Genomic DNA, 19027 nt, shown 5'->3' on the forward strand with positions numbered 1-19027 from the left:
GAGCTGCGTTGGCAGGCGCCCCGGCCGCCGGAGCCGTGGGAGGGGGTGCGTGATGCCACCCGGCTCTGGCTGATCCGTGCCGACGCCGAGGACCGCGCAGGGCGGGCGGCGGCCGAGCTCGGGTGCGTCGACGGGCCGGCGCCTGCGGTCGCGGAGTGCCTGCGCGCCGTGCCCGCCGAACGGTTGGCAGCGCTGTACTCGGACCGCTCCAACGCGAAACCTCGCGCACATCACCGACCTGCCGTGGTTCCCGCCGCGGGCACGCCGACTCTGCCCCGACAGCCGCTGGACGCGCTCCAATCCGGCATGGCCAATCACGGCCGATGATCGCCGGAAGTACCCGGGACGAGATGCGGTCGCTGATCCTCGCGCGGCTCGGCGACGGGCTCGGCCTGGTGACACCGGAGCAGTACGCCCAACTCGGCAGCGAGTTCTACGGCGCGGATGCCGAGGCGGTGCCGGCGGAATACCCGCAATCCCGGTACGAGTCGCCGATCGACGAGGCGGTGTCCGCACATTCACCCGTGTGCGCGTACGAGTTCGCGGAGCCGACCGGGGATGTCATCGAGGGCTCCCGCACGGTGCGCAGCACGGCGTCGACATTCCGAACTTCCTCGACAGTTGCCGCCAGGAGCCGACACCGAAGACGGACGACGAGGTCTGGTTGGCCGAGTATCTGATCGGGTGCTGGACGTCCTCCGCCCGCACGGGCGAACCCGGCGGCGGTTGGACCGTCGCGCAGCCCGCTCGAGCCCATTCGATCTCGGTGGCCCATCGGTCCGGTGGACGTGGCCGCCGACAGCCGCTGCGCGTTCTGGCCTTCTGCGGCCGGTTGAGAACGCCGGGCCGATTCACGACGGGTGAGCGGAACACCAGGGTCCTCGACACCTGATCGGAAAGCGCTGGTGTTCCGTTCACCCGCACGGCCGGCATCTCGGTTCCGGCCGGGCCCCACGCCGATCACCCGGCCGCAGGCGGTCCCGGGCCCGCGCCGCGCGATCGCGCGACACCCGGCCGGCGTCCTCCGCGGGACGTGGTCTCGGGGCGGGGTGCGTCCGGTTCTCGGCGCGCGACACCGACGTCCCGGGCGACCGGCGTATGCCGCCTGGCGCGCGCACCGGCGCCTCGGCGCGGGCGGCGACACCGAGATGTCACCGAGAAGGCATCTGCGCGTCATCGGCCCGGTACCGCCCGGACGTGCGGTCACAGCAGCCTCATCGCTGCCTCACCGGTGCAGCCGGTTGCTGACGTCTCGCAACTGGCCGACGGTGTGGCACGGCGGCACGGGCCGCCCGGCAGGTCGCTCGCCCCAGGCGCGACGTGCGACGGGATCTCCGTGCTTCGGGGCCTTCGCGTGCCGGTTCGCGGCCGCGCGTCCCTCCTCCTCTGGTTCTTCTTCCTTCCCCGTGCCGCGTGCTGCGGCGAACGTCTGGAGATTCCGCTATGGGTGTGGTGTCAGTGGGTGGGGGCGGCGGCCCTGCCCTGCGGGCTGACGTCGACGCCGTGCGGCTGCGGCTCTCGCTCGCGGACCGGCTGCGGCAGGCTCTGCTGTGGGCCGGCGCCCTCGCCGGTGCCGTCGTCGTGCTGTGGATCGGAGCGGCGTTCCTGACGGCGACCCCGGCGGTTGCGGCTCCGGTGGCGCAGGTTGTGGCGGTCGGGCAGGGCGCGCCCAAGGCGAGTGGCGTCAGGCCGGCAGGTGGCGGAGACGGTGATTCGGGTTCGGACGGCGGCGACTCCGGCGACTCCGACTCCGGCGGCGGGAAGAAGTCGGGCGAGAAGGACTCGGACGAGAAGGACTCGGACGAGAAGAAGTCGGACGAGAAGAAGTCGGACGAGAAGAAGTCGGACGAGAAGAAGTCGACGAGAAGAAGTCCGACGAGAAGAAGTCCGACGAGAAGAAGTCCGACGAGAAGAATTCCGACGAGAAGAAGTCCGACGAGAAGTCGAGCGAGAAGGACTCCGGCGAGAAGAAGTCCGGCGACGAGAAGTCCGAGAGGAAGAAGTCGGGCGGCAAGAAGCCCGACGAGAAGAAGTCGGACGAGAAGGAGTCGGGTGACGAGAAGTCGGACGGGAAGGGCTCCGACGGGAAGGAGCCCGGCGAGAAGACGTCCGAGGGGAGGTCCTCGGAGAAGAACTCGGGCAGGCAGGAGTCCGGCGAGGAGAAGTCGGACGAGCAGGGGTCGGGCGGGGAGAAGTCGGACAAGCAGGAGTCGGGCAAGCCGGGGTCCGACGAGAAGAAGACCGGTGAGCAGGAGCCTGGCGAGCGGAAGTCGGGCGAGAAGGATTCCGGCGAGAACGGCGCCGGCAACAAGGCGACCGCCGGCGAAGACGCTGCTGAGCCCGCGGAGCGCGCCGACAAGGGGTCGAACGGCAGCGGCTCCGCGAGCAAGAGTGCCCAGAAGGCCGACGCCGGGTCTGACGCGGAGGAGCCGGGCCGGGGGAAGGGCTCGGGCGAGAAGGGCTCGGGCGAGAAGGGCGACCGGGATCCGGGCACCGCGGAGGACCGGGACGCCGACCCGGAGAACGAGGGGTCGGGGCGGCAGGACGCCCGCGACCGGACGGCGGACCGCTCGAGCAACCCTGACGCCCGGGACGAGGCGAGCGACCGGTCCCGCTCGGAGCAGGTGGTCGCCTCCGGCGAGCGCCGCCCGAAGGAGCGGGATTCGGATGACGACCGCGAGCGCGGGGGCGGCCGGGACTCGGGTCGGCAGTCCGATGCCGAGGGACCTGGCCGCGGGGATAGCCACTCCGACGAACCGGGCCGCGGGGCGGAGCGCGCGGTTCGGGAAGCGGGGTCGGCGGCGAGCACCGACCGTTCCGGGGGCGCCGAGGACGAGTACGCCGCGGGCGAGGTCGGTCCGTCTCGGGGCGCCGGTGAGCGGCAGGCCTCGAGTCGTGGAGCCGAGCACCGTCAGGAACTGGGCCGGGATGGCGCGGGCCGGGATGGCGCGGACCGTGACGGCGCGGACCGGGATCCGGTAGACCCGGAGCGGGTCGGTGCGGCCGCCGGAGGCCGGGACGCGGCGGACCGAGAGATCGAGGGCCGGCACCGGCCGGTCCCGGAATCCGCGGCTCGCGACGCCGGAAGCCGGACCGCTGCGAGCCGTGAGGACGAGAACCGTCGCGGGGCCGGTGCGGATCGGGGCCGTGCGAACGGGATCGCGGGAAGCCGGGATCCGTCCGAGCGGGGCTCCGCGGCGCGTGAGCGGGAGGACGAGGACGGCGAGAAGGCCGGGCGCGACCGTTCGCGGCACGCCGACGACGAGCGTGCGGCGTCCTCCGAGCAAGAGCGCAGTCGCGCGGGAGGTCCACGTGCGGGATCGGCGGAAGTGGCCGAGATCGTGGAGCGCGTCGCTCGTCTCGACCGGGACCGGGAGCGGGGGGATCGCGACACCGAGCGCAGCGGAACCGCCGAGGACGAGGCCGAGCGGTTCTCGGAGTGGGTGCGGTCCGGCTCGTCCGGCGAGGAGACCGGCGAGCGCGGGGTGGCGCGTTCCGATACTCCACGGGAAGAACGCGGCGGGGAGCACGGATCCCGCGACCGGACCGAGCTCGCGGAGGAGCTGACGAGCCGTGCGGGGGAGAGCGGGGCCGAGATCGCAGGAGCGGTCCGGAAGGCCGTGCGGGAACGGATCCGCGAGCAGGATCGGGAGCAGAGCGACCGTGACCGGCCGGGCGACGCGGGCCGCGAACAGGGTCGTGACGAGGTCCGGCGCGCCGCGGACGCCGCGCGCGAGGTGACCGACGGCGAGCTCGCTCGCACCGTGAAGGGCCTCGTGGACGAGGCGCTCGACAGCGCGGGCGGAGCAGAGGAGGAGGTGCGTCGGGCGGTCGAGGTCACCCGGGACGCACTCCGGAAGGCGTCCGGCGAGGACGAGCCGTCCGGCGCCGCCACGAGCCGGGCTCGGCTCGAGGAGGGCGGCGAGCGGACGACGGCCGCCCGCGCGTCCGAACCGGCGCGGTCGTACCGGCGCTCGGACGCAGACCCCCGCGGCCCCCCGGCCGGTGAGGTCGCGATGAGCCTGCTCCGGGCGTCGGCGTCGGACGACGATCGGGAGGAGGAACGCGACGACGACCGCGAGGACTCCGACCGCGACTCCGACGACTCGCCGGAGCGGACCGAGCGGGTGCTCGAGGGCGAGATCGAGCTCGATGAGAGCGAGCAGAAGCTCGAGCAGGCCAAGGAGGACGTCGCGGCAGGCTCGTCCACCGAGGCCGAGTACGCCGAGCAGGCCGCAGCGCACCGGAAGCTGGAGCGCCAGGTCGAGGCGGATCGGGAGCGGCTGTCGTCGGACCGGGCCGAGCTGATCGACGAGGTCGTGGACGGGCACCGGGACCTGTCGGAGCGGGAGCGTGAGCTGGCGGCCGAGGAGGAGCGGGTCTCCTCGGGTGCGGCCGGGGAGAAGGCGCACGAGCGCAACGTCGAGGAGTTCGAGGCGCAGCGCGACGACGTGTACGAGGCCACCGACGAGCTGATGGAGGCCACCGGGCACGACCCGGACGCGGTGTCCGAGGACGACCTGGACGGTGAGGGCTCGGTCTCGGGGTGCGGGTCGAGCGGCGTGTTCGTCGAGTGCGGCGCGGCCACCGAGAGCGCTGACGGCGAGCGGGACTCCGACCGGTGCGTGGGCATCTCGGGCCTGTCGGGTTGTGGGGCGTCCTCGCGGTCGGGCGACAACGAGGCGTCGGCGTCGTGCGACGTGTCCGGCGTCTGCGGGAGCACAGCCTCGAGCCGGGACGAGGACGGCACGGCCACGCAGGCGTCGGCGCGCTGCACCGGCGACTGCGCGCAGCGTTCCCTGGCCGAGCCGGACGAGGCGTCCGCCGAGTGCGAGAGCGCTGACGGTTCGTGCGAGAGCCACAGCTCCGGCAACGGGCGGGAGGGCCCCGACGCCGCGGCGCGGCTGGCGAGCCTGAGCGGCGACCAGCCGGACCGCGACGAGCTCAGCACCAGCGGGGCATCGAGCCGTGGGTCGGCGCAGTGCGAGGGCGGCATCTGCGCGGCATCCAGCTCGGTGGAACTGGACGAGGACGGCGAGGCCCGGGCGGAGGCCGAGGTCGAGTGCGGCGCCGGGTGCGCCGGCTCGGCGACCGGCTCGACCGGGGCGGACCACGACGCCGGCATCGCGGGTGCCGGCACGTCGGCGGCGAAGACCGACGCGGGCTGCACGGTCTCGGGCGGCGCCTGCCGTGCCGTCGCGGAGTCCGAGGTCGACGGGTCGGACGACCGGGTCGACATCGACGGCGTCGCCACCGTCGAGGTGGACTGCGACGCGGCGGACTGCTCGGGCCGCGGGACGACCGCGACGAGCGGGTCCGCGAGCGGGCTCGCGGCCGGGGCGAGCCGCGGCAGCACCGGCACCGCGTCGTGCGAGGTGCGGGGTGGCGGGTGTGAGGCCGAGAGCCGCACCGGCACCGAGTCGGCGGTCGAGGCGGACCGTGACGACGCGGACGACGTCGCGGTGCTGTCGGACGGCGACGCGTTCTCGTCGAGCACGACGAGCACGAGCGTCGACTGCGGTGGGGCAGCGGGCTGCACGGGCGGGGGTGCGACGACGACGAGCGCGGAGGCGGGTGGCGCCGCGGGCGTCCAGCGGCTCGGCGGCGGCTCGTCACGCTGCACGGTCGCCGCAGGCGCCTGCCACGCCGACAGCCACGCCGTGGCGGACCACGCGGCCACGAGCGACGGTCCGGAGAACCGCGCGGCGGAGTCGGGCGCCACCGGCGCCCGCTCGACCGGAACCGCCTCCGCCGCTGCGGTGGTGGACTGCACGGGTGTCGTCGGATGCGGCGGCACGGGCGCGAGCGGCACCCGGGCCACGGGCACCGGGCGCGCGGTCGACGGCGGGCCCGCTCCGACCCGCGAGACCACCGGGACGTCGAGCTGCGAGGCCAACGCCACCGGGTGCGTGTCGGACTCCACCTCCCGGGTGAGCAACGACCACCGGACGACGGACGCGGACGAGTGGCTCGCCGAGCGCACGGCCGAGTCCGCCACCCGCGTGGCCGCGGCCGGGGTGCGGTCCGCGCACGCAGCGGACCCGCAGGCGCCGCCGCCCGCCGAGGAGACCGAGAAGACGACCACGACCGGCGACACCGGCCCGTTGATCGCGTGGAGCGAGGCGCACGCGCAGGTCGCCTGCCAGACCGCCGACTGCTCGGGCCGCGCGGCCAGCGCCACGACCGGCTCCGCGTCCGGCGACGTGGCCTACCGCGACAGCGTCGGCACGACGTCCTGCGAGACCCGGGGAGCCGGCGGCAGCTGCAGGGCGGACACCGACACCCTGGTGCAGGACCGCTCCGAGCCGGTGATGACCGCCCACGGGCCGGTGCACGTCTCCGGGCCGGTCAGCGTCTCGCGCTCGAGCGCCGACAGCCGGTGCCCCGTCGGCTCCGCCTCGTGCGGCGGCCGGGCCGCCAGCGAGACGAACGCGATCGACCTCGGGGTCGGCGAGCGGCGGCGGGGCTCGAACAGCACGGCCGCCTGCACGGTCGCCGGCGGTGGCGGCTGCATCGGCGAGACCACGTCCCAGGCGTCCACTGCCCCGGAGTTCGTCATCGATGACGCGGTGACCGAGCAGCCCGCCGCGGAGCAGCCGCGCAGCGGCCCGTCCGGCAACTCCCGGATGAACGCGGTGCTGGTCGGGTGCGGCATCGGGTGCACCGGCACGGTCAAGGAGGAGATGAACGTCGGCGTCGGCAACGTCGGCGACGGCAACACCGGCGACCACAACGTCGGCAACCTCAACGTGGGCGACCACAACGTCGGCAACCTCAACGTGGGCGACCACAACCGGGGCGACCTCAACCGCGGCGACCACAACGTCGGTGACCGGAACGTGGGCGACCACAACGACGGTGACCTCAACATCGGCAACCACAACGTCGGCAAGCGCAACGTCGGCCACCGCAACCGGGGCGACCTGAACCGCGGCTCCGGCAACAAGGGCGACCGCAACCTCGGCAGCGGGAACGTCGGGAACGGCAACGTCGGAGATCGCAACCGTGGCCACCGCAACCGGGGCAGCGGCAACGTCGGCAACGACAACCTCGGCAACGGGAACACCGGCAACGCCAACCGGGGCAACAACAACCACGGCAACAACAACCAGGGCCACGGGAACCGGGGCAGCAACAACCAGGGCAACCGCAACATCGGGGACAGCAACCGGGGGAGCGGCAACCGGGGCAACAGCAACCGGGGCAACGGGAACATCGGCAGCTACAACATCGGCAACGGGAACGTCGGCAGCCGGAACCGGGGCAACGGCAACACCGGCGACTTCAACGTCGGCAGCGGGAACGTGGGGAGTTACAACCGGGGTAGCTACAACGTCGGTGACTCGAACGTGGGCAGCTACAACCGCGGTGACGGGAACGTCGGGAGTTACAACCGGGGCAACTACAACGTCGGCAACTCGAACGTGGGTAGTTACAACCGCGGTGATGGGAACGTGGGGAGTTACAACCGGGGTAGCTACAACGTCGGTGACTCGAACGTGGGCAGCTACAACCGCGGTGACGGGAACGTCGGGAGTTACAACCGGGGCAACTACAACGTCGGCAACTCGAACGTGGGCAGCTACAACCGCGGTGACGGGAACGTCGGGAGTTACAACCGGGGCAACTACAACGTCGGCAACTCGAACGTGGGTAGTTACAACCGCGGTGATGGGAACGTGGGGAGTTACAACCGGGGCAACTACAACGTCGGCAACTCGAACGTGGGTAGTTACAACCGCGGTGATGGGAACGTGGGGAGTTACAACCGGGGTAGCTACAACGTCGGTGACTCGAACGTAGGCAGCTACAACCGCGGTGATGGGAACGTCGGCGACCACAACGTCGGGAATTACAACGTCGGTAACCGAAACATCGGTGATCGGAACGTCGGGAATGACAACCGGGGTGACGACAACGTCGGCGATCGGAATGTGGGGAACCGGAACGTCGGCAATGGCAACCGGGGTGACGACAACGTCGGCGATCGGAATGTGGGGAACCGGAACGTCGGCAATGGCAACCGGGGTGACGACAACGTCGGTAACCGAAACATCGGTGATCGGAACGTCGGGAACGACAACCGGGGTGACGACAACGTCGGTGACCGGAATGTGGGGAACCGGAACGTCGGGAATGACAACCGGGGTGACGACAACGTCGGTGACCGGAATGTGGGGAACCGGAACGTCGGGAATGACAACCGGGGTGACGACAACGTCGGTGACCGGAATGTGGGGAACCGGAACGTCGGGAATGACAACCGGGGTGACGACAACGTCGGTGACCGGAATGTGGGGAACCGGAACGTCGGCAATGACAACCGGGGTGACGACAACGTCGGCGACCGGAATGTGGGGAACCGGAACGTCGGCAATGACAACCGGGGCAACGACAACAAGGGCGACGGCAATGTCGGTGACCGCAACGTCGGGAACCGGAACCAGGGCAACGACAACCGGGGTGACGACAACGTCGGTGACCGCAACGTCGGGAACCGGAACCTCGGCAACGACAACCGCGGTGACGACAACACCGGCGACCGCAACGTCGGCAACCGCAACGTCGGCAACGACAACCGGGGCGACGACAACCTCGGGGACCGCAACGTCGGGAACCGGAACCAGGGCAACGACAACCGGGGCGACGACAACGTCGGCGATCGCAACGTCGGGAACCGGAACCTCGGCAACGACAACCAGGGCAACGACAACAACGGGAACGGCAACGTCGGCGATCGGAACACGGGCAACGGGCTGCGCGGCAACGACCAGAAGCAGGGCTGGAACCCCGGCGCCGCGCCGACGGTGGCGGGTGTCGGTGTGGACCTCGCGAACAACTACCAGCGGGGCATCGGCACCTACAACGACGCCGCGACGCGGCATGATCGGGCGGCATCGCGGGCGACCACGCCGGAGGCCGCCGCGCGGCACCAGCGGCTCGCGGACTACTACCGCTCGGCGTCGGACCAGCTGAAGGACATCACCCAGCGCAGGGTGCCGAGGGGCATCCACGGTCACATCCCCCAGGGCGCGCAGCGGTTCAGCGCCCGCACCGCCGCGGACGGGATCAACCGGGTGCCCGGCCCGGACGGCAGCCGGGTGATGGGTGACAGCCGGGTGAAGGAGACCGTGCGGCGCGGGCTGACGAAGGTGGCCGGGGCGAGCACGATCATCGGTGTGGGGATCGACGTGGCCGTCGGGGTCTCGAACGGCGAGGATCCGGCGCACGCGGTCGGCCGGGCCGGCTCGACGGCGATCGTCGGCGCGGCCGCGGGTGCCGGTGCGCAGGCCGCGATCATCGCGGCGGGGGCGGCGGCCGCCGTTCCGGTGGCCGGGTGGGCGGTCGCGGGCGGCATCGTCGTGGGCGTCGGCGTCTCGATGCTGTTCGCCAACACCAACGTGGACGACGCGATCGGGGACGCCGCCCAAGGGGCGTGGAACGGGGTCAAGTCGGCGGGCCGCGCCGTCGGCGACTTCGTCGGCGGCCTGTTCTGAGGGACTGTGGAGGAGGTGGCGATGTCGACCGGTGAGCTTCCGCCCGTGCCGGACGAGTCGGGGCGGCCGAGGCCGCCCGCCGCGCCGCGCGTCGACGGCCCGTGGCAGGGCGAGCGGTACCGGCTGAAGGTCGCGCACCACCAGGTCGACGACGGGCTGTTCGTGGCCTCGACCGGGCACGGGCACCCGCTGCTCGAGAGCGCTGCGGCCCGGCCGCCGAGCCGCTGGCGGACCGCCGCGCTCGGGGCCGCCTACGCCGTACTGCCGGTCACCGTCGCGATCGCGGTCATCGTGTGGCTCACCGCCGAGGACCCGACGGGCGCCTTCGTGATCGTGGCCGCCGTCGTCGCCGCGGTCGCCGCGCTCGCGTTCTGGCGCAACGCCGCGGACACCACGGTCGTGCTGCGGGCCGGTGCGCGCGCCGTCGCCGAGGTGGACGCCGACGGCGCCGGAACGGACCTGCCGCTCTACGAGCTGCGCGCGGTCCGGGTCATGGACTCGTCGCGAGGGCTCGCCCTGCGGCTCGTCGGGCCGAACGCGCAGCGGCTGACGCTCCCGTTCGGGTTGCTGGAGGCCAACCAGCGGCTCTGGGACCTGGTGTACAACGGCGTCCGGCACTCGGAGGCCGCCGGAGCCGAGATCGACGCGGGCAGCAGGCGGCTGCTCCGGCTGCCGCCGCCCGGCCCCGAGACCACCGGGTGATCACGGCCCGTCCCGCGCCACCGCCGCCCTGATCACCGGTCGGGTGCGGTACCGGCAACATGTCGCCGTCCCTGCGCCCGTTCGGTGATCACCGTGGTTCGCGGGCTTCAGAGCAGGTCGCTGCGGCTCAGCACACCCACGAGCCGGTCGCCGTCGACCACCGGCACCGTGCGCAGTCCGCGGTCGGCGACCAGCGCCCGCGCGCCGCCGACCGTGGCGCCGACCGCGACGACGATCGGCGAACGCGTCATCACGGAACCGACCGTGGAGTGCGCGGAACGGCCGGCGAGCGGGTCGGTCAGGATGTCGGCCTCGCTCAGGATGCCGACGAGCCGCCAGTCGGTGTCGACGACCGGGAGCGCGGTGTGCCGGTGCTGCAGCATCAGCTCGGCGGCCAGGGTGAGGAGGTCTGCGGGGCCGACGGCGACCACGTCGCGGGTCATCACGTCGCGGACCGGGGTGTCCGGGCCGGGGGCCGGCCCGGGACGGCGCCCGCGCTCGTAGGCGAACAGGGGGTCGTCGGCCGGCACGTCGCGGCTGCCGAAGAGGCGTCGACCGCCGCCGCCGCGCCGGCTGCCGTCGCGGTGCCGCAGCAGGTCGCTGCGGGTGACGACGCCGACCAGCGTGGCGCCCTGCACGACCGGCATCACCCGCAGCTCGCCGTGGCTCCGCAGGCGTTGCGCCACGACGGCGGCGTTGGCGTTGGCGGACATCGACAGCACGTCGGGGTTCATGATCTCCTCGACGCGGACCTGCCCGTCGGCCTCCGCGCCCGCGGCCCCGTACTCCTCGCGGTAGCGCAGGACGTCGAGCAGGCTCACGATGCCGACCAGCCGGAACGACGGCGTGACCACGGGCAGTGCGCTGAATCCGTAGCGGGTCATCCTCTCGACCGCGGCGGATACGGGCTCGTCGGAGCGCACCGTGACGACGCGAGAGGTCATGACGTCCCGTACGAGTTGTGCCACCGCACGGACGTTAGCGAGTCGCCGCCGAGCGCACGGGACGAACTGACGGATTCGTCGCTCTCGGATCGCGAAGTGAGCATCGACCTGTTCGCCGGGAACGCGGTCCGCGACTACGCGGCCGCCCTCGTGGGAACCGGCGGAGCGGAGACCCGTTCCGACGGTGTGCGCAAGGTGATCTACCGTGACCCCGGCGGGGGTGGTCCGCCCTGAGGGCCGAGGGCGACGCGGAAACCCACGTCGTCGAGGCGCAGCGTCGGGTGGCTGCGCCGGCGGACGGACGCGCGGCAGCTCCAGTGCTCGTCGAACCACCCGCCGCCGCGCAGCACGCGGTAGGTGCCGTAGACCTCGGGGTCGTAGAAGTCCCAGCACCACTCCCAGACGTTGCCGAGCACGTCGTGCAGGCCCCATGCGTTCGGCTGCTTGCCGCCCACGTCGTGCGTCCGTTCGCCGGAGTTGCCGCGGTGCCACGCGACGTCGTCGAGGGGGCCGTAGCGGGGACCGCTGGTCCCCGCGCGGCAGGCGTGCTCCCACTCCGCCTCGGTGGGCAGCCGGTAGCCGTCGGCACCGGTGTCCCACGTGATCTCCTCGTCGTGCACGAGGTAGGCCGGGGTGCGCCCGTCGCGGGTGGACAGCGCGTTGCAGTAGCCGACCGCGTCCCACCACGACACGCCTTCGACGGGCCGCCGCCCGCCACGGGTGCTGCTGGGGTGCTCGCCGGTCACCGCGGCGTACTGGTCCTGGGTGACGGGGTGGACCGCGATCCGGTACGGCACGAGCTCGACCTGCCACCTGCGCTGCGTCCGGCGGTCGGACAGCGTCGCGGTACCGGCCGGGACGGCAACGGTGTCAGGCACCGCGACGATCGTCATGGTTCCTTCTTCTCCCTGACGAACGGCACGCTCGTCGGCTAGGAACCGACGAGAGTGCCGTTCGTCACCAGGGTCAGTGCGGCCTGCGTCGCCGCGTCGGCCGGGAGGTGGATGATCAGGCGCTGCTCCTCCGGGCCGGGCAGCGGCAGGCTCTCGAAGGCCAGTCGCAGCAGCCCCGCCGTCGGGTGCTCCCACTGCTCGACGCCGGCCCATGCGGGCAGGACGGCCGCGCCCGCGTACCGGTGGCCGAACTCGGTGCCCACGGTGATGGACAGCTCCTCGGCGAGCGCGGTCGCCGCGCGGTCGCCGAGGTCGGCGGCGGCCCGCAGGGCGGCGGCGCGCTCGTCGGCCACGCCTTCCCAGTCCGGGAACGCCGCGCGTGCCCGCGCGTCGGCGAAGGTGAACCGCACGAGGTTGGGCTCGTCCCCGTCGAGCAGCCCGACCGGCCCCGCGAGCCGCCGGAACCCCGCGGTGCAGGCGAGCACGTCGTACTGCGGGTCGACGACGAGCGCGGGTGTGGGCTCGAGCCGGTCGAGCAGGGCCAGCACGGTGGGCCGGACCGTCCGCGGTGGCGGGGTGGCCTGCGGGCACACCTGCGCGTCCGCGGTCTTGACCATCCGGTGGACGTGCACCCGCTCGTCGGGCGTGAGGCCCAGCGCGTCGGCGAGCGCCCCGACCACCTGGGCGGAGGGGCGGCGGTCGCGGCCCCGCTCCAGGCGCGTCAGGTACTCGACGCTGATGCCGGCCAGCGCGGCCAGCTCCTCCCGGCGCAGGCCGGGCGTGCGACGGCGGGTTCCGACCGGCAGCCCGACCGCGGTCGGGCTGATCGCCTCCCGCCGGGAGCGCAGGAATGCGCCCAGCGCGTTCTCGGCCACGTCGACGAGCGTAGAGGGTCCCTGGCGCGGTCTCCCTACCGTGGCGGGCGTGATCGATGCTCGGCGGCATGAGCACGTTCACGGCAGCAGAGATCGCCTACCTGCACGAGCAGCCGCTCGCCCGCCTCGCCACGGTGGGCGCGGACGGGCGGCCCCAGGTCAAGCCGGTGGGGTTCCTCCTGGACCCCGACACCGACGAGCTGGTCATCGGCGGATACGCAGGCAGCGGGATGGCCGGCAGCAAGAAGTTCCGCGACGTGCTCGCGAACGCGGACGTCGCGCTGGTCGTCGACGACGTCGCGGACGTCGACCCCTGGACCCCGCGCGGTGTCGAGGTGCGGGGGCGTGCGGAGGCACGCACCGCGGGAGGCGAGGACGTCGGCAAGCGGCTCGGCGCCCCGTTCGACTTCGACCCGGCCTGGATCCTCGTGCGGCCGCGCCGGATCGTGTCGTGGGGCATCGACGGCTCCTCGTACTCGGTCTCCGCGCGCGACACGAGCCGGGTGGGCTGACCCGTGCGCTACCGCCTCTTCGGCCGGACCGGCCTGCGGGTGTCGGAGCTGTTCCTCGGCACCATGGGGTTCGAGGACGCCCGCGAGTCGCGACGGATCATCGACGCCTACGCCGACGCGGGCGGCAACGTCCTGGACACCGCCTCGGCCTACGGGAACGGGGAGGAGCTGCTCGGCTCCGTCCTCGAGCGGCGCGACCGGTTCGTCCTCGCCACCAAGTACACGCTCTCGCGCGATCCGAGCGACCCGAACGCCGCCGGCAACCACCGCAAGAACCTCGGGCTGTCGCTGGAGCAGAGCCTGCGGCGGCTGCGCACCGACCACGTCGACGTCCTCTGGGTGCACATCTGGGACCGGCACACCCCGCTCGAGGAGACGATCCGCGCGCTCGACGACGCCGTGTGCGCGGGGAAGGTGCTCTACACCGGCATCTCCGACGCCCCGGCCTGGGTGGTCGCCCGCGCGAACACCCTCGCGGAATGGCGGGACCGGACCTCGTTCGCCGGCCTGCAGGTGCCCTACAACCTGCTGCGGCGCGACGCCGAGCGGGAGCTGCTGCCGATGGCGGAGGCGTTCGGCATGACCGTGGCCGCGTGGGCACCGCTCGCGGCCGGCGTGCTCGCCGCCGGACCGCGCTCGCGCCGCGTCGACCCGGAGACCCTCTCCGAACGGGAGCGGACGGCCCGCGCCGCCGTCCGGGCCGTCGCGGACGAGCTGGGCGCCGCCCCGGCCCAGGTGGCCCTCGCCTGGACGCGCAGCCGGTCGCCGGTCGTGCACCCGCTGGTCGGCGCCGCCGACGTCGCTCAGCTCACCGAGAGCATCGGCGGGCTCGACCTCGTCCTGCCCGCGGACGCGATCCGGCGGCTGGAGGCGGCGGTGCCGTTCGAGCTCGGGTTCCCGGGCGACTTCATCGCCGAGTGCGAGTCGAGCACGTTCGTGTTCGGCGACCACGCGACCTCGGTCACCGGCCGGTAGGCGCACCGCGCGGGGATGTCGAAAACGGGCGGGCATCCTCGTCATGACGGTGCGGACGGCCACGGCGGGCGTCCCCTGAGGAGGAGCCATGAGCGAGAACCAGCCGCTGGACCACGAGTTCACCGCCGCGCTGGAGAAGAGCCCGGAGCCCGGTGGCTGGACCTACGTGGTGATGCCCGGCTCCGCCGAGTTCTTCGGCACGCGGGGGCTGGTGAAGGTCCGCGGCACGGTCGACGGCCACCCGTTCCAGAGCTCCTTCATGGCGCTCGGCGACGGCCGGCACAAGCTGCCGGTGAAGGGCGACCTGCAGCGGGCCATCGGGAAGGGGCCGGGCGAGAACGTCACCGTGCACCTCGCCGAGCGGATCACGCAGCGGAAGCCGTGACCGGGCGGGATCAGCGCGGGCGCACCAGGCGCTCCAGGATCTCGCGCACCTCGGTGGCCGACGGGGGATCCGGTCGGCTGAAGCAGCGCATGAACAGCCCGTCGACGGCCGCGGTCGCCCCGGCGCGGGTCACCGGGTCGGCGACGTGCGGGGCGAGGAAGGCGTCGAGTGCGACGTTCCAGCGCTCGACCTCGGGCTGCAGCGCCGGCCGGCGCGCGGCGATGAGGTACAGCTCGTACTCCGCGGCGACGTACGCGCGGCGCACGTCCGTGCTGTCGGCGATCACGCGGGCGAGCGCGGCCAGTGGGTCGGGTTCACGGGTGCAGGTCTCGAGCTGGCGCACGTAGTCGTCGTTGCAGGCGGCGAGCGCGGCGACGAGCAGGTCGTCGACGGCGGGGAAGTAGTAGGTGACCGCACTCGGCGGGACGCCCGCCTCCTGCGCCACCACGCGCTGGCTCACCGCGGCCACCCCGGCCCGCTCGATCACGCGCATCGTGGCGTCGAGGAGCAGGCGACGGCGCTGCTCGCCCTTGCGGCGCCGTCCGTCGGCGGTCAGTGCCGGGCTCCCAGCTCGAGGGCGAGCACCCCGGCGATCACGAGCGCGATGCCACCTACCTGCACCCAGGTCATGCCCTCGCCGAGGAAGACGGCCCCGATGACCGCGACGAGCGCGACGCCCGCGGCCGCCCACACGCCGTAGGCCACGCCGATGGCCATCCCGCGGGTGAGCGCCTGCGACAGCATGGCGAACGCGGCGACGTAGCCGACCACCACGACGATGGAGGGGACCAGCCGGCTGAAGCCCTCCGAGAGCTTCAGCGCGGTGGTCGCGGCCACTTCGAAGACGATGGCGCCGGCGAGGAAGAGCCAGGGCACGGGGGACCTCCACGGAGAAACCTGAGCAGACGCTCCAAATTCTACTGGAGCGATCGCTCAGGTTCCGGTGCGTCCGGCCCCACCTGGCATCGTCACGGTGCACGACCGACGACCAAGGAGGCAGCGTGCCGACCGGCGATCTCACCTCGGAGCAACTGCTCGCGCTCGACCGCGAGCACGTCTGGCACCCGTACGCACCGATGCCCGGGGTGCGTCCGCCGCTCCTCGTGGAGTCCGCGTCGGGGGTGCGGCTGCGGCTGGCGGAGCCGGTCGGCGGGGTGCGTGAGCTGGTCGACGGGATGGCCTCGTGGTGGTCGGCGATCCACGGCTACGCCCACCCGGTGCTCGACGAGGCGATCCGCGGGCAGCTCGGACGGATGGGGCACGTCATGTTCGGCGGGCTCACCCACGAGCCCGCGATCCGGTTGGCCGCCGAGCTGGTCGAGATGACGCCCGGTCCGCTGCAGCACGTGTTCCTCGCCGACTCCGGATCGGTGTCGGTGGAGGTCGCGATGAAGATGTGCCTGCAGTACTGGCGGTCCCGGGGGCGCCCGGGCAAGCAGCGGCTGCTCACCTGGCGGGGTGGGTACCACGGCGACACCTGGCACCCGATGTCGGTCTGCGACCCGGACGGGGGGATGCACGACCTCTGGTCCGGGGCGCTGCCGAGGCAGGTGTTCGCCGACGCTCCGCCGCGCGAGTTCGAGCAGGCCTACGTGGACCACCTCGCCGGCCTGTTCGAGCGGCACGCCGACGAGGTCGCGGCCGTCATCGTCGAGCCGGTGGTGCAGAACGCGGGCGGCATGCGCTTCCACTCCCCGCGCTACCTGCAGGCGCTGCGCGAGCTCGCGAGCGCGCACGACGTGCTGCTCGTGTTCGACGAGATCGCGACGGGCTTCGGGCGCACCGGCGAGCTGTTCGGCGCCGAGCACGCAGGCGTGAGCCCCGACGTCATGTGCGTCGGCAAGGCGCTCACCGGTGGCTACCTGTCGATGGCCGCAACGTTGTGCACGCGCGAGATCGCCGACGGCATCTCCCGCGGCGAGCTGCCGGTGCTCGCCCACGGCCCCACCTTCATGGGCAACCCGCTCGCCGCCGCTGTCGCGACCGCGTCGCTCCACCTGCTGCGGCAGAACGACTGGCGCGCCCAGGTGGGGCGCATCGAGAAGGGCCTCGCCGCGGGGCTCGAGCCGGCCCGTGACCTGCCCGGGGTGCGGGACGTCCGCGTGCTCGGCGCGATCGGGGTGGTGCAGCTCGACCACGAGGTCGACGTCGCCGCGGCCGGCGCCGCCGCCGTCCGCGAGGGCGTGTGGCTGCGTCCGTTCCGCGACCTGGTCTACACGATGCCGCCCTACGTCACCGACGACGAGGACCTGGCCCGCATCTGCGCGGGCGCGATCGCGGCGGCCCAGGCGGGATAGCCCGTCGCACACCGATCGTGTCGCTCGCGCACCGACTGCAGTCGGTGCGCGAGCGATGAAGTCGGTGTGCGAGCCGTCCGTCAGAGGCGGCCGTACTTGTTGTAGACGTCGATCACCGGGACGCCGGCCTGCACCTCCTCGCGGACCTTGTCCTCGATGTCCTTGGCCTCCTCGGACTTCGCCAGCACCTCCTCCAGCGCCTCGGCGGGGATCACCAGCACGCCGTCCTCGTCACCGAGGATCCAGTCGCCGGGGTTCACGCGGACCTGGCTGGTGGTGGTGCCGGTCATCGAGATCGGCACCTCGATGTCGTGGATCCGGGAGCGGCGCAGCGACTCGATCGGCGAGGTGTAGCGCGCGAACACGCCCAGCCCGTCGATCTCCCGGACGAGCCTGCCGTCGCGGATGCCGCCGTCGATGACCACACCGGTGGCACCGCGGACGCGGCTGGCGTTGCTCATCAACTCGCCCCAGATGCCGCTCTGCCGCTCGCCCGCCGCGCCGACGACGACCACGCACCCGTCGTACATCTGCGTGAACACGCCGAAGTCGGCGAGCTTCGTGTTCTGTGACATCTCGTCGCGCTCGCGCACGTCCGGCCCGGCCATCACGGTGTAGGCGGGGCCTGCCACCTGCATCGCGCGGTCGAGCGGCGCGATCGCGAGGTCGAGGCACTGATGGGGCAGCCCCATCTCGTCCATGATGTCGTAGACCACCGCGGTGTAGAGCGCCTTGAGCCGCTTCGCCGTCTGCGCCACGTCCAGGTGCGCGGCGGTCATTCGAAGATCCCGAAGCCGGGAACGGCGTGCTTGCGGACGCCGTCCATGTCCAGCTCGACGCCGATGCCGGGGGTGTCGGGCAGGGTGATGTAGCCGTCCTTGACGATCGAGCCGCTGCCGTCGGGGGCCACCACGTAGCTGTCCCAGACCTCCCGCTCCTCGAGCGCGTGCCACTCCTGCACGAAGAAGTTGGGGATCGCGCCGCACTGGTGCGCGGTCGCCATCGTGCCCAGCGGGGTGGACACCAGGTGCGGGGCGAAGGGCACGTAGTGCATCTCGGCAAGGTTGGCGATCTTCTTCGCCTCGGCCAGCCCGCCGCACTTGGGCACGTCCGGCTCGATGACGTCGACCGCGCCCTTCTCCAACAGCTCCCGGAACCCCCACCGCAGGTAGAGGTTCTCGCCGGCGCAGATCGGGGTGCGGGTCTGCTCGCGCACCCGCCGCAGCGCGTCGACGTTCTCGGCCGGGATGGGCTCCTCGAGCCACATCAGGTGGAACGGCTCCAGCTCCCAGGCGATCCGGCAGGCGCTCGGCACGTCGTAGCGGGCGTGCAGGTCGATCGCCAGGTCGATGTCCGGGCCGATCGCCTCGCGCACCGCCGCCACCCGCTCCACCATCGAACGCAGCTCGGAGGCGTTGATGGTGTGGTTGTACTCGTCGAACTTCGCCGGGTGCCGCAGGTCGTCGATGTCGAACTTGATCGCCGTGAACCCCTGCTCGACCATCCGCTGCGCCCGCTGCACGCAGCCGGCCACCGAGCCGGCGGGGTCGTCACCGTCGCCGCAGTCGGCGTAGAGGCGGATCCGGTCGCGGAACTTGCCGCCCAGCATCCGGTACACCGGCTGGCCCGCGGCCTTGCCCGCCAGGTCCCACAGTGCGAGCTCGATCCCGCTGAGCGCGATCACGAACACACCCGCCTGCGGGCCCGCGAACACCTTGCGGCGGCGCAGCTTGTCCCAACACCGCTCGACGTTGCGCGGGTCCTCCCCGACGAGCAGCGGTTTCAGGAACTCGATCATTCCCACGACGCCGCCCGCGCCCGCGTCCGGGTTCGCCTCGCCGTAGCCGCTGATGCCCTCGTCGGTGTCGATCCGTACCAGTGTGGCCTGGCCGTGGTAGGCGACCACGGCCGTCTTGACGTCCACGATCCTCATGCTTCCCCCGTTGG

General features: G+C 72.6%; 15 protein-coding genes. 7 read left to right on the top strand and 8 right to left on the bottom strand.

Annotation, left to right across the window (positions count from 1 at the left end):
- Positions 1-350 precede the first annotated feature (350 nt).
- Positions 351-680 (top strand): hypothetical protein, encoded by a 330-nt coding sequence (locus FB558_RS15565; RefSeq protein WP_142053322.1) that lies wholly within the window; start codon positions 351-353, stop codon positions 678-680.
- Between the two features lie 1004 nt (positions 681-1684).
- Here the strand turns inward: FB558_RS15565 and FB558_RS15570 are convergent.
- Entirely contained in the window at positions 1685-2389 is a 705-nt protein-coding gene (locus tag FB558_RS15570; RefSeq protein WP_142053324.1) for a hypothetical protein, read from the bottom strand.
- Positions 2390-3329: 940 nt separating this feature from the next.
- On the opposite strand from FB558_RS15570, the gene FB558_RS15575 reads away from it, so the two are divergent.
- The gene (locus FB558_RS15575; protein WP_142053326.1) at positions 3330-9497 is read left to right on the top strand and encodes a hypothetical protein; all 6168 of its coding nucleotides are present in this window, start codon (positions 3330-3332) and stop codon (positions 9495-9497) included.
- Positions 9498-9518: 21 nt separating this feature from the next.
- Positions 9519-10199, top strand: coding sequence for a hypothetical protein (locus FB558_RS15580; RefSeq protein WP_142053328.1), 681 nt, complete (start codon positions 9519-9521; stop codon positions 10197-10199).
- A 107-nt stretch (positions 10200-10306) separates the two neighbouring features.
- On the opposite strand, the gene FB558_RS15585 is transcribed toward FB558_RS15580, so the two are convergent.
- The 3 genes from FB558_RS15585 to FB558_RS15595 form a co-directional block, all read right to left on the bottom strand.
- Positions 10307-11167 (bottom strand): CBS domain-containing protein, encoded by an 861-nt coding sequence (locus tag FB558_RS15585; RefSeq protein ID WP_142053330.1) that lies wholly within the window; start codon positions 11165-11167, stop codon positions 10307-10309.
- A 176-nt stretch (positions 11168-11343) separates the two neighbouring features.
- The gene (locus FB558_RS15590) at positions 11344-12036 is read right to left on the bottom strand and encodes a formylglycine-generating enzyme family protein (protein ID WP_142053332.1); all 693 of its coding nucleotides are present in this window, start codon (positions 12034-12036) and stop codon (positions 11344-11346) included.
- Positions 12037-12074: 38 nt separating this feature from the next.
- The gene (locus FB558_RS15595; RefSeq protein ID WP_142053334.1) at positions 12075-12911 is read right to left on the bottom strand and encodes a helix-turn-helix domain-containing protein; all 837 of its coding nucleotides are present in this window, start codon (positions 12909-12911) and stop codon (positions 12075-12077) included.
- 68 nt (positions 12912-12979) lie between these two features.
- On the opposite strand from FB558_RS15595, the gene FB558_RS15600 reads away from it, so the two are divergent.
- From FB558_RS15600 to FB558_RS15610, 3 genes are all read left to right on the top strand, one after another.
- Entirely contained in the window at positions 12980-13423 is a 444-nt protein-coding gene (locus FB558_RS15600) for a PPOX class F420-dependent oxidoreductase (RefSeq protein ID WP_142053336.1), read from the top strand.
- A gap of 3 nt (positions 13424-13426) precedes the next feature.
- Positions 13427-14398, top strand: coding sequence for an aldo/keto reductase (locus tag FB558_RS15605; RefSeq protein ID WP_142053338.1), 972 nt, complete (start codon positions 13427-13429; stop codon positions 14396-14398).
- Positions 14399-14486: 88 nt separating this feature from the next.
- A complete protein-coding gene (locus FB558_RS15610) occupies positions 14487-14783 on the top strand; it encodes a DUF1905 domain-containing protein (RefSeq protein ID WP_142053340.1) in 297 nt (98 codons plus the stop codon).
- 10 nt (positions 14784-14793) lie between these two features.
- Here FB558_RS15610 and FB558_RS15615 read toward each other — a convergent pair whose 3' ends face one another.
- A complete protein-coding gene (locus FB558_RS15615; RefSeq protein WP_281288624.1) occupies positions 14794-15408 on the bottom strand; it encodes a TetR/AcrR family transcriptional regulator in 615 nt (204 codons plus the stop codon).
- Positions 15336-15659, bottom strand: a complete 324-nt coding sequence (locus FB558_RS15620; protein WP_142053344.1) for a DMT family transporter — start codon at positions 15657-15659, stop codon at positions 15336-15338. Before FB558_RS15620 ends, FB558_RS15615 begins: the two co-directional genes overlap by 73 nt.
- Positions 15660-15784: 125 nt before the next feature.
- Here FB558_RS15620 and FB558_RS15625 point away from each other — a divergent pair, with 125 nt between their 5' ends.
- The gene (locus FB558_RS15625; RefSeq protein WP_142053346.1) at positions 15785-17080 is read left to right on the top strand and encodes an adenosylmethionine--8-amino-7-oxononanoate transaminase; all 1296 of its coding nucleotides are present in this window, start codon (positions 15785-15787) and stop codon (positions 17078-17080) included.
- Positions 17081-17160: 80 nt separating this feature from the next.
- On the opposite strand, the gene FB558_RS15630 is transcribed toward FB558_RS15625, so the two are convergent.
- Positions 17161-17859 carry an RraA family protein gene (locus FB558_RS15630; RefSeq protein WP_142053348.1) on the bottom strand — a complete coding sequence of 233 codons (699 nt, stop codon included), beginning with the start codon at positions 17857-17859 and terminating at the stop codon, positions 17161-17163.
- Positions 17856-19013: a mandelate racemase/muconate lactonizing enzyme family protein gene (locus tag FB558_RS15635; protein ID WP_142053350.1), complete on the bottom strand. Its 1158-nt coding sequence runs from the start codon at positions 19011-19013 to the stop codon at positions 17856-17858. Before FB558_RS15635 ends, FB558_RS15630 begins: the two co-directional genes overlap by 4 nt.
- Between the last annotated feature and the right edge of the window lie 14 nt (positions 19014-19027).

The organism is Pseudonocardia kunmingensis (assembly GCF_006716445.1).
GTDB classification, from domain to species: domain Bacteria; phylum Actinomycetota; class Actinomycetes; order Mycobacteriales; family Pseudonocardiaceae; genus Pseudonocardia; species Pseudonocardia kunmingensis.

Excerpts from the sequence above, each read along its gene's own strand:
- FB558_RS15565 (WP_142053322.1), top strand. The coding sequence starts at position 351 with ATGCGGTCGCTGATCCTCGCGCGGCTCGGCGACGGGCTCGGCCTGGTG.
- FB558_RS15580 (WP_142053328.1), top strand. The coding sequence starts at position 9,519 with ATGTCGACCGGTGAGCTTCCGCCCGTGCCGGACGAGTCGGGGCGGCCG.
- FB558_RS15590 (WP_142053332.1), bottom strand. The coding sequence starts at position 12,036 with ATGACGATCGTCGCGGTGCCTGACACCGTTGCCGTCCCGGCCGGTACC.
- FB558_RS15600 (WP_142053336.1), top strand. The coding sequence starts at position 12,980 with ATGAGCACGTTCACGGCAGCAGAGATCGCCTACCTGCACGAGCAGCCG.
- FB558_RS15610 (WP_142053340.1), top strand. The coding sequence starts at position 14,487 with ATGAGCGAGAACCAGCCGCTGGACCACGAGTTCACCGCCGCGCTGGAG.
- FB558_RS15630 (WP_142053348.1), bottom strand. The coding sequence starts at position 17,859 with ATGACCGCCGCGCACCTGGACGTGGCGCAGACGGCGAAGCGGCTCAAG.
- FB558_RS15635 (WP_142053350.1), bottom strand. The coding sequence starts at position 19,013 with ATGAGGATCGTGGACGTCAAGACGGCCGTGGTCGCCTACCACGGCCAG.